The sequence below is a fragment of the Candidatus Palauibacter australiensis genome (assembly GCA_026705295.1).
Lineage (GTDB): Bacteria > Gemmatimonadota > Gemmatimonadetes > Palauibacterales > Palauibacteraceae > Palauibacter > Palauibacter australiensis.
This window is the reverse complement of sequence record JAPPBA010000104.1, coordinates 1-10,397: the sequence shown is the minus strand read 5'-3', so window position 1 is coordinate 10,397 and position 10,397 is coordinate 1. Positions and strand designations below refer to the sequence as shown.

General features: G+C 68.7%; 9 protein-coding genes and 1 tRNA gene. 3 read left to right on the top strand and 7 right to left on the bottom strand.

What is annotated here, in order from left to right:
* Window positions 1-214: Ig-like domain-containing protein (locus tag OXN85_08040; protein MCY3599905.1), on the bottom strand; the 214-nt coding region annotated here is incomplete at its 3' end.
* A gap of 339 nt (window positions 215-553) precedes the next feature.
* On the opposite strand from OXN85_08040, the gene OXN85_08035 reads away from it, so the two are divergent.
* The gene (locus tag OXN85_08035) at window positions 554-1,846 is read left to right on the top strand and encodes a GAF domain-containing protein (protein ID MCY3599904.1); all 1,293 of its coding nucleotides are present in this window, start codon (window positions 554-556) and stop codon (window positions 1,844-1,846) included.
* Window positions 1,834-2,916 (top strand): response regulator, encoded by a 1,083-nt coding sequence (locus OXN85_08030; protein MCY3599903.1) that lies wholly within the window; start codon window positions 1,834-1,836, stop codon window positions 2,914-2,916. Before OXN85_08035 ends, OXN85_08030 begins: the two co-directional genes overlap by 13 nt.
* A 26-nt stretch (window positions 2,917-2,942) precedes the next feature.
* On the opposite strand, the gene OXN85_08025 is transcribed toward OXN85_08030, so the two are convergent.
* Genes OXN85_08025 through OXN85_08005 form a run of 5 tightly spaced genes read right to left on the bottom strand, consistent with a single transcriptional unit; the run spans window position 2,943 to window position 9,734 of the window.
* Entirely contained in the window at window positions 2,943-4,235 is a 1,293-nt protein-coding gene (locus tag OXN85_08025; protein ID MCY3599902.1) for a metallophosphoesterase, read from the bottom strand.
* Window positions 4,236-4,249: 14 nt separating this feature from the next.
* A complete protein-coding gene (locus OXN85_08020) occupies window positions 4,250-5,248 on the bottom strand; it encodes a hypothetical protein (GenBank protein ID MCY3599901.1) in 999 nt (332 codons plus the stop codon).
* The gene (locus OXN85_08015) at window positions 5,245-6,042 is read right to left on the bottom strand and encodes an ATP-binding protein (GenBank protein MCY3599900.1); all 798 of its coding nucleotides are present in this window, start codon (window positions 6,040-6,042) and stop codon (window positions 5,245-5,247) included. Before OXN85_08015 ends, OXN85_08020 begins: the two co-directional genes overlap by 4 nt.
* Entirely contained in the window at window positions 6,039-6,524 is a 486-nt protein-coding gene (locus OXN85_08010; GenBank protein MCY3599899.1) for a response regulator, read from the bottom strand. Before OXN85_08010 ends, OXN85_08015 begins: the two co-directional genes overlap by 4 nt.
* Before the next feature lie 6 nt (window positions 6,525-6,530).
* A complete protein-coding gene (locus tag OXN85_08005; protein ID MCY3599898.1) occupies window positions 6,531-9,734 on the bottom strand; it encodes a HEAT repeat domain-containing protein in 3,204 nt (1,067 codons plus the stop codon).
* 57 nt (window positions 9,735-9,791) lie between these two features.
* Between OXN85_08005 and OXN85_08000 the strand changes: the two genes are divergently transcribed.
* Window positions 9,792-9,865, top strand: a tRNA-Pro gene (locus OXN85_08000).
* 16 nt (window positions 9,866-9,881) lie between these two features.
* On the opposite strand, the gene OXN85_07995 is transcribed toward OXN85_08000, so the two are convergent.
* Window positions 9,882-10,397, bottom strand: a 516-nt coding sequence (locus OXN85_07995) for a non-canonical purine NTP pyrophosphatase (GenBank protein MCY3599897.1), incomplete at its 5' end; no start/stop codon positions are given.

The following is a 10,397-nucleotide window of genomic DNA, read 5'->3' as shown; positions in this document are numbered from 1 at the left end:
CAAAAGACATGAGCGTCACCGTCGCCGTCCCCTCCGCGACCCCGACCATGGTGAGCACACTCCCGAGCTGCGACACGGACACCACTCCGGGCGCCAGCGACGAGGCCGCATACGTCAGGGCCCCTCCATCCGGGTCGCGGAAGTACGAGGTCACGTCGAGCCTCACCGTCTCGCCCACGTTGAGCGTCTGCGCCGGTATCGAGCCGACCGGCACCGGGGCAACCGGAGGTGGTGGCGGAGGCGGAGGTGGCGGCTCTTGAGGCGTCTCCCCTCCTCCGCAGGACAGGATCCCGGCGAAACCCGCGAGCAGAAAGGCGGTTGCAGCGGTCCGAGTCCGAATCAACGGGCGGTCGCCACGCGGAGCGCCAAGCGGCTTGGACAAGCTCGCACCTTTGGGGAGGAGGGGCTGACTTGACCACCGAATTCGGTGGCCAACATCATAAGCCGTTACATGATAGGCGATTGTGTGCGATCCATGGGCGACAGGAGGCTGTATGTTGGCGATATTTCGGCGATATGCTCAACTTGCCGCCCAAGCGGCTCCTCCCCGCCGATGACGGACGATCCCGAGGGGCTGCGGCGACAGATCGAGGCGCTCCAGGAACGCGTCTCGAGGCTGAGCGCGGCCGTGCTGCGCGTCAGCGACAGCCTCGACCTGGACACCGTGCTTCGGGAGGTCGTCGACAGCGCCCGCGCTCTGACGGGGGCCCGCTATGGCATGGTCGCGACGGTCGACCACACCGGAAGTGTCGCGGAGTTCGTCGCCTCCGGTTTCACGCTCGACGAAGACCGCGAGGTTGCGGCGTGGTCGGACGCACCACGCCTCTTCACTCATTTCCGGGATCTTGCGGCGCCGCTGCGGCTGGCGGACCTGCAGGCCTACGTTCGGTCGCTCGGGCTCTCGTCGGACCTCATCTGGTCCACGGCGATGCTGATCGCGCCAATGAAGTACCGGGGTGTCGACGTCGGGAGTTTCTTTCTTGCCGAGAAGGAGGGCGGGGAGGAGTTCACGAGCACCGACGAAGAAGTCCTGTTGCTGTTCGCCTCGCAGGCCGCGACCGCGATCGCCAACGCCCGGGCCCACCGCGACGCGCTCCGGGCACGGGCTGACCTGGAGACTCTGATCGAGACATCGCCCGTGGGTGTGGTGGTCATCGATACCGAAACGGGCGAGTCCGTATTCAACCGCGAGGCACGGCGGATCGTCGAGGGGCTGAGCCTGCCCGGCCGCCCCGTTGAGGAGTTGCGGGATGTGGTCACCTGTCGGCGCGCCGATGGACGCGAGATCTCGCTGGCAGAGTTCCCGCTGGCGCAGGAGCTGAGCAGAGGCGAGACGGTTCGTACGGAGGAGATGACGCTCTCGGTCCCCGATGGTCGGAGCGTGACCACGCTGATCAACGCCACACCGATCCACGCGGCCGAGGGCGCGGTCCGGTCGGTTGTCGTGACGATGCAGGATCTGGCGCCATTCGAGGAACTCGAACGGTTGCGGACCGAGTTCCTTGCGATCGTGAGTCACGAGTTGCGCGCGCCGCTCACCTCGATCAAGGGGTCTACGGCAACCGTGCTCGGCACTTCACCGGGCTTCTCCACACCTGAAATGCTGCAGTTCTTCCGCATCATCGACCTGCAGGCCGATCAGATGAGCAGTCTCATCGGTGATTTGCTGGATGCCGGGCGAATCGCCACAGGCACACTGTCGGTCTCGACCGAACCCTCGGACGTGGCAACGCTGGTGGACCAGGCGAGGAACACCTTCCTACACGGCGGCGCGCGGCACGCGGTTCACGTCCCGAGGCTCTGCCCGGCGTGTCGGTGGATCGACAACGCATCGTGCAAGTACTGAACAACCTCTTCGCCAATGCGGCCAGGCACTCTCCGGAGTCATCGCCCATCAGGGTTTCGGCAAGGCAGGAGAACGCTCACGTCGCGATCTCGGTCTCCGACCACGGCCGGGGCATTCCGGTGGAGCGCCTCCCGCACCTGTTCCGAAAATACGCCGGCACAGGGGATGCGAGGCAGGATCTGGACGGGGGTCTGGGCCTGGCCATCTGCAAGGGACTGGTCGAGGCTCACGGCGGGCGCATCTGGGCCAGGAGTGCCGGGGAGGGCCAGGGGGCCAGGTTCACCTTCACGGTCCCGGTGGCCGAACATGCCGATGGGGACCCTCGAAGAGCGGACTCCGTCCCGGATTCGGTGGGCCCGCACCGACCGCGCCGGGCCCGGGAGCGCATCCTGGTGGTGGACGACGATCCGCAGGCGCTGCGCCATGTCCGTGACGTGCTCACCGCGGAGGGCTACGCCGCCTTCGTGACCGGCGACCACCGGGAACTGTCACACGTCATCCGGACCGAGAAACCCCACCTGATCCTGCTCGACCTCATGCTGACCGGGACCGACGGGATTGCGCTGATGCAGCATGTTCCCGAACTGGCCAATCTGCCGGTCATCTTCATCTCCGCCTATGGACGGGACGAGACGATCGCCCGGGCCCTTGGCGCCGGCGCCGTCGACTACATCGTCAAACCGTTCTCCCCGACCGAGCTTGCGGCGAGAGTTCGGGCCGCGCTGCGGAAGCACTCCGAACCGGCGCCCTTCGTGCTCGGACAACTCGCGATCGACTACGAACGGCGCCAGGCGACCCTGGCCGGCCGCCCACTGGAACTGACGGCCACGGAGTACGAGGTGCTGCGCGCGCTGTCCGCGAACGCGGGGCGCGTGTCCACGTATCGTTCTCTGTTCCGCAGCGCCTGGGGGCGGCATCCGGACCACCGCGCCCCGAAGCTCGTCCACGCCGTCGTCAAGAGGCTGCGGCGAAAGCTGGGCGAGGACGGGACCCGCGCCGCCTACATCCTAAACGAGCGCGGCGTCGGCTACCGGATGCCCGAACCGGGCGAGACAGTCTCGGAGGCGTAGTTCCCCACCGCCGGCTTGCGCCACCCTCAGGGCGCGAGGCGGAGCGGCCGGGCGCTACCGTCGACGGACAACGCGAACCGATCCCACCCGCCTTCCGGCCGGCGCGCAAGAAGGAGCATCTCGGCGGCGGCGTCGAGCAGGTCCGCGGCGATGAGCTTGCCCCCGTAGCTCTCCCGGATCGTGCGCACGGGGGTGTGTCCGACGACGTGAATGCGGGCCCCGAAGCGCTCCAGGACGGCATCGAGGTGGCCACCGAGCGTGTCGGTGAGCACCAGGTCCCGATACCAGAGCACGCTCTCCGGTCCGAAGAAGAAGTCGTACCGGCGGTAGATCTGGGCGGTATCGAGCCGGGTCTGGCGGACATATTCGCGGAGGGACGCTTCGTCCCGCCATTTCGTAAACAACGGTTCCGCGATGAAGGTCTCCAGCGTGTCCTGGTACTCCTCGAGCGAAGTGTCGACATATGCCGGACTCACGCCCCCGTGCGCGAGCAGCAGATCCTCCAGTCGAACGAGTCCGGGCTTGGCGGCGATCCAGCGTCCGAGGACGGACCTCTCCGGATCGAACAGCGTCTCGTAGGACATGCCGTGCAGTTCACCGATCGTCTGTTCCTTCGGCGCCACGTAGCGGAGGTCGCCGGTCAGGACCATCGCTTCATGGTTGCCGAGGAGCGTGATGACCCGGCCGCCCGCAGCCATGGCCTCCCGCTCCAGGCCGTAGACGAACCAGAGCAGGCGGGTCACGTCGTTGCCGCGGTCGAACAGGTCCCCGAGAAAGGCAACCACCGCGTCGCCGCCCGTCCAGCGCCGCTCCGCGTCGATCAGACCGGCCAGGCCGAGTAGCGTGATGACGCGGTCGAACTCGCCGTGCACATCTCCGAACACGAACACCGAGTCCTGGCTCGCAAGGTCGACTTCCGCGGGCGGAGGCACCGCCCAGACCCGGGTTCGGTGAAGAGGCGTGGCCCCGCCAGCGCCGTCCGGAGGTTCCGTTCCGTATTCGAGCGTGACCTCGCGCGCCCGTACCCGCAGGCGAGCCGCGTGGGCGTATCCCGGCTCCGTCGTCTGCTCATCGACCACCCGTCCATCGACGATCGCCCGCACCCGGCCGGGCCGCTCCTCCTCCGTCAGCCAGCGCACTTCGAGGCCGGCATCGGCGAAGGCGACGTAGAGTCCGTACTCCCCCGCGACGTGCCAGCCGGGCTGCCCCGTTCGCGCGGGAGAGCCGGCCGGCGGCGTCGCGTCGCCGGAAGCGGGCGCCGACGCGCCGGCCCACCCCGCCCCCGTAGCGGCGACGGCACAGCACAGCAGACCCGACATCCGACGCCGAGATCTCAGGGAATCAACTCGTAGCGGCCGTCATCGACCCGCTCCAGCAAACGGACGATGCGCCGGTGTATGGCCCCTATCTCCCGATCCGTCAGGCCGAGCTGGATCCGCTCCGCATCCCGCCGAACCCCGCGGCCGGGGTCGAGATTCGCTGTCGGCTCCACCTCCACGAAGTTCCCGCCCCGCAGCTCGAGCTGGACGAGGACGCCGAGTCGCGCCTGCAACTCCTCGAGCGAGAGACCGCGCAGCCGGTCGATGGCCGAGGCCGGGTAGCGGTCGAGGCGCAGGTTGCGCCACTCCGTGCCGCGGTTGCTCGGCTCGCTCGCGAACGCCACGCCGTTGTCGACGCTGAACACGCGCGGCCACGCGGGATCCAACGACTGCACGAAGTTCCCCTCGTTCGAGTCGCTGTGACGGATGATGTAGGTCAGGAGGTTGAAGTTCCCGAGCAGGCGCTCGTAGGCCTCGTCCTCCTCGATCCGGTCGTCGTCGGGCAGTTCGTCGGGAACGTCGACGTTGAACATCCAGTACTGGAGCGCGACGAGGGTCATCGGCCACTCGTCGAAGGTCGGTTCCGGTGGCATGGCCGCGTCCCCCGTCCGGGCGACCGTCGACCGGACGGCATCGATGGGGAACGCACGGATCGCGGTCGGAGGGACGACCATTTCCCGCTCGTCGAGGAAGAGGGTCTGGACATCGTAGGCCGCCAGTTCGTAGCGGGGCTGGTTGTTGAACTCGTCCGCGCCCTCGCTGGCCGGGGCGTACTTGACCTGGAGCACGTGGTCGCCGGACTGCAGCGTCACCCGGTACGTGCGCTCTCCGGGAAGACCGCGGGACGGGTGTACGTCGAGGACCTGGATTTCGCCCTCGCGGAGGATCCGTTCGATCTCGGCGATGGGGAGAAGGAAATTGGCGTCCTGGGCCGCCGCCGGGGCCGGCGCCGCAAGGGCGACCATCGCCGCGACGAGGACCAGGGCGCGGAACGGATCGGCGCGTCGCATCATTTCGGAGCCTCCTTCCGTGCGGGACCCGTGGGCTGCCGGAGCGGGAGGTACACGTCGAAGGTCGTCCCGAGTCCCGGTTCGCTTTCAACCGAGATGTCTCCTCCGTGCTGGTGTACGATCTGGAGCGTGATCGCGAGACCCAGCCCCATCCCGATCCGTTCCCCCTTGGTGGTGAAGCCGGGTTCGAAGATCTCCTCGATGACGTCGGGCGGGATGCCGCGGCCCGTGTCGGCGACGCGGACGCGGGCGCGTTCCCCTTCCGCACACGTCCGTATCGTGAGTACGCCGCCGTCGCCCATGGCCTGCGCCGCGTTGTGCACGAGGTTCATGAACACCTGGTTGATCCGATTCGGATGGCACACGACGGGCGGCAGCTCCCCGAAGTCGCGGACGACCGCGATCTCCTTCAACTCGTGTCCGAGAAGGGCCAGCGTGCCCTCTATGCCTTCGTGAAGGTCCACGGGACGAGGCTCGGAGGTCGTGGGTCGGCCGAAGTTCCGCAGGTTCCGGACGAGGTTAACCATGCGTTCCACCGCGATGCCGTTCGTTCGCAGCACCGACTCCGTGGCCCGCACGACCCGCCGCACTTCGTCGAGTTCGTCCGGCGTGACGACCTCGTCCTCGAGGATCTTCCCCAGCTTGAGGAGCGCGCGCTCGATGACGTGGTGGTTGCTGTTCAGCGCGCCCAGCGGCGTGTTGAGTTCGTGCGCGATCCCCGCGACGAGCATGCCGAGCGTCGCGAGTCGGGCCTGGGTGATCTCCCGAGCCGTCGGCCCGAGTCCCGGCTCGCTCACAGGAAGGCCTGTATCCAGCGCTGCCGGAGTCCGGCGAGTTCGTCGTTGGCCGCCTCGAGTTCGGCTATGCGTTCGGTCAGGGCGCGGAAGAGCAGGCTTCGTTCGACCCCGTTGCGGATGGCGAAGGCCAGCGCGTCGTTGTTCCACGGCTTCTCAAGGTACTGGTAGAGCCCGGCTTCGTTGATCGCGAGGATGGCGTTTTCCTTGTCGGCGTAGCCCGTGAGCAGGATCCGCGCGGCCTCCGGCCTCAGCCTGCGGGCCCGCGTCAGGAACTGCACCCCGTCGAGTTCGGGCATCATGAGGTCAGCCACGATCGCGTGGACCGGCTCCTCCTCCAAATGGGCCAGGGCGTCGCGCGCCGACGTGAAGGGGAGGACGAGGTGGTCCGTTTCCAGCTCCAGGAACCCCTGAATGGCATCCACGACCATGTCCTCGTCGTCGACGACCATCACGGTGCCCCCGTCCGGCTTGATCTCATCCATGTCGGATCATGTCATCGCCAGGCCGCGAACGCGACTCGCGAGTCCGCGGAGCAGGTCGAGGCCGAGTTCCGGGTGGTCGATGAGGAGATCTCGAAAATCCTCCCGCGTGATGCGCAGCACGCGGGTGGACTCGACGGCGCGCGCTTCGACGAGGCTCGGGTGTTCGTCGATCAGCGCCCACGTCCCGAACGCTTCTCCATCGGCGATGGAAATCGATTCCTCTCCGGCCGCCTCGAGTGAGACTTCGCCGTGGATCACGAGGTAGAGGGCGTCCGTCGGCTCCCCTCTGCGGATGAAGATGGCGTCGGGCCGCACCTCGACCTCCCTCGCGATGGAGGCGAGGAGCGCGAGTTGCCGGCTCTCCACTCCGGAGAGGAGATCCACGCTCTGCAGGCGGAATACCTTTTCGATCAGTTCCATCTCTTCCTCGTCCCGTTCATCTCCCTCAACCTGTGCGGAGGATTCTGCCCGTCGCGCAAGTCTGCGGGCCACCATCGCCAGCGCCGGTTCCGCCGGGGTGTAACCGGAGAGAGCCTCGCCCAGCGCGCCGCGGTCGGTTTCGAAGGACGTCCAGAGCGCGCACCGCGCGATCCAGGCGTCCTCATCGTCCCACAGCTCCCGCAGCACCCCTCCCGCACCCCGCGAGGGCCCTTGCGGGGTCTCCTCCGCGAGCACCGGCCTGAGGTCGGAGAACGTGCGGTGCCCGACCGTGGTCTCGATCCATTCCAGCGCGTTCGCCCGGCGGCGCGGCTGCCCGCTCTCGAGGGCCAGGTAGCTGCGCCGCATCGGCTGCTCGGGGTACACGAGCCCGAGCCACCGGAAGACACTCGCCCGCCGGTCCCTCCTCGCCTCGTCCAGCGCCTGCAGGAGGAGCGTCCGGGGTATCGCTGCCGGCACCCCCTCGAGCGCGGTAGCGGCGCGGGCGTAGCGCCGGGACGCCTGCACTTCGCGCTCCACGGCCTCGAGCACCCTCTCCGCCGGAAACGTGAGGTGATCGTGCTGTGTGCGCAGGCGGTGGAGCGACACGAGCGCCTGGTCGTCGAGCGCCTGCTCGGTCTCCGGCAGCAGATAGGACGTGATGAGGGCGTCGATCGTCGCGGGCGTCGCGATCTCGCCGAGCACGCTGGCCACGCCCCGGCGGACCCAGGGGTCGCCGGCAGGGTCTGAAAGTGCCGCGAGCAGAGGTTCGACGATCTCCTCCCCGCGCCCCGCGAGGCCTTCACGGGCCGCGCTCCGCGTCCGGGGGATCGCCAGCGACGCGATGGCCGCCTGCACGAGGGCCGGCTGCGGAAGCCGCGCTGCGCTGCGCACGGCGGCCGCCGCGACATCCTCGCGGGGATCGGAGACGAGTTCGAGGAGGATGCGCTCCACCGCCGGATGACCGGGGACGAGTCCCGCCGCCGTCGCCAGCTCGCGGGCGCCGGATCCTTCGAGCGCACCCCGCTCATGTTCCCGAAGCAGGTGCTCGAAACGGGGGGTCGCTATGCGTTCGGCCCGCGCGGCGCCGAAGTCGCTGAACAGGCAGTCCAGCGCGGCCGAGCGGGCGTTCGCCGACTCCGAGTCGAGGAGCGGGATGAGGACATCGCGGGCGCGCGGCGCCGCCTTCAGGGCGAGGAGTCGGGCCGCGTTTCGCCGCACGCCGGAATCCGGGTCCTCGAGCCGAGCCCGCACCGCCTCTTCGTTCGAAAGGCCGGGAGCGCGCGACAGCGACTGAAGCGCCCTCGCCCGCAGACCGGGGCTCTCGTGCCCGAGGAGACGGTACAGTTCCGGGTAGAGCGCCTCGATGTCCTCCGGCGTGGCACCGCGCAGGACGTCGAAGGCGAACGCGACCTTCAGCGGCCGCTCGTCCCCGAGCGCGTCCCGCGCGAGCGCCAGCGCCCCCACATCCTCCATCGACACGAAGGTTCCGCGCAGGCTGGCGAAGCGCCCCTCGAAGGATTGCGCGAGACTGGTGACGTACGACTTTCGCACCCTGAGGAACGCGAGCAGCAGGACGCCCGCCAGCGCCACGCCGACGACGCCGAGGATGATGAGCCGGCCCATGATCGAGAGGCCGGCGAGAGCGAGCGAGGGGATCATGATGAGGACGCCTGAAAGCGCCTTCCCCAGGCCCTTCTCCACCGCCACGTCGATGTACGACTTCGCCTTGAGCTTGATGTCCTCCGGGACGGGGACGTAGAGGATCTCGCGGCCCGTGCGCTCGGCGGAATAGCGGAACGTCTTCTCCGTCGTCCGGGCCCCGACGGCGACGGCGAGCGCGGCGGCAGACAGCCACACGGCGGCGGCGAGCGCCCCGGTCGCGAGGATCACGGCCACGGGGAAGATGATGACCGCCACCGCGGCCCCCCAGCGGCGCAGGACCGGACGCAACGCGAGGAGGACGACGATCGGGAGCCATTGCGTGAGCACGTCGACGAAGGCCAGGAAGCCGGCGATCGCGCCCAGATCGGTGAAGACCTCGCGCGTGAGCGTGTTGTACTGGTAGTCGATGAACTGCTTGACGACGATCGTCAGCAGCACGGTGGCCGCGATGAGCCGCACCTGCGGGTGCGCGGCCATGCGCCGCAGATCGCTACGCTCGAGTTCGGGATCTTCCGCGTGCGCATACTCGGATGGCGGCTCCGGCGGCTCCCGCGACCAGACAAGAGCGAGACCACCCGCCAGCGCAAGGAGCGCTGCGCCCGCCACGAGAAGCAGGTTCTCGGACGGCCCGCCGCCCGAGGTGAAGACGGTCGTGAGGAGCGCTCCGAGCGTGGCCCCGGCCGAACCCGAGGCGATGACGATCGGATAGGCGCGCTTCGCATCGCGCGCGTTGTAGAAGATCTGCGTCGCGATGTAGAAGTGCGTGACGAGCGAGGCCGCCAGCACGTCGTACCAGCCGTAGAAGACCAGCCCGAACCACGCCTCCCCCGGCTGGTAGAGGAGGCGGAAGGCGACCATGCTGAGCGCGAAGAACGCCGCCGTCAGGGGGATGAGGCGGCGCCACGAGATGCGATCCGACAGGAAGTTGTAGATCGGAGCGACGACCACGACCGCCGCGCTGATGAAGTACACCTGGTAGAAGTCGCCCGCGGCCAGCCCCGAGAGGGCGAAGGCGCTGCGGAGGGGCCGCAGGATCCCGATGACGAAGAGGACGAGCGCTGCCAGCCCCATCATGGCGAACAGCTTCCCCGCCCCGGCTCTCCGCGCGAAGACCCCGCGGAACTTCACGCGGCCTCCGGCGCCGGGGTGGCTTCGACCTCCCGGGCGGTCCATCTTTCGGGGCTTCGGGGCGTGGCGCAGTCCGGTAGCGCACCTGCTTTGGGAGCAGGGGGTCGCCGGTTCAAATCCGGCCGCCCCGATTCAACGCGCGCAAGGTCACCGCAGCACTTCCCTTTCGATCCATCCCCTGGCCTGTCGGATCGCCCTCGCACGGTGGCTCGTCGCCGTCTTCACCGCCGCGGGCAGCTCTGCGTAGGTGCGGTCGTGGCCTTCCGGCACGAAGAGCGGGTCGTAACCGAAGCCTCCCGAGCCGCTCGGCCGTCGCGCGATCCGGCCGCGCACGATGCCCTCCACGACTTCGTGGCGCAGGTCGTCGGTGAGCGCAACCGCGCAACGATAGTGCGCCCCGCGACGCCCCGCGTCCACATCTTCCAGCTGCTCGAGCAGCCAGCGGTTGTTCGCTTCATCCCGCCCCCAGCGCGCGACGCGATCGGGCGGCGCGAAACGCCGGGTCCGCACGCCCGGGCCGCCTCCGAGGGCATCCACGCAGAGGCCGGAATCGTCCGCGAGCACGGGCAGGCCGGACCGGCGGTGAAAGTACTTCGCCTTGGACAGGGCGTTGCGCGCGAAGGTGTAGAAGGGCTCGAGGTAGTCCTCTTCCTCACGTTCGGG

What these genes read in the sequence shown, in the direction of transcription:
- OXN85_08035 (MCY3599904.1), top strand. Translation starts at nt 554, where the DNA reads ATGACGGACGATCCCGAGGGGCTGCGGCGACAGATCGAGGCGCTCCAG.
- OXN85_08025 (MCY3599902.1), bottom strand. Translation starts at nt 4,235, where the DNA reads ATGTCGGGTCTGCTGTGCTGTGCCGTCGCCGCTACGGGGGCGGGGTGG.
- OXN85_08020 (MCY3599901.1), bottom strand. Translation starts at nt 5,248, where the DNA reads ATGATGCGACGCGCCGATCCGTTCCGCGCCCTGGTCCTCGTCGCGGCG.
- OXN85_08010 (MCY3599899.1), bottom strand. Translation starts at nt 6,524, where the DNA reads ATGGATGAGATCAAGCCGGACGGGGGCACCGTGATGGTCGTCGACGAC.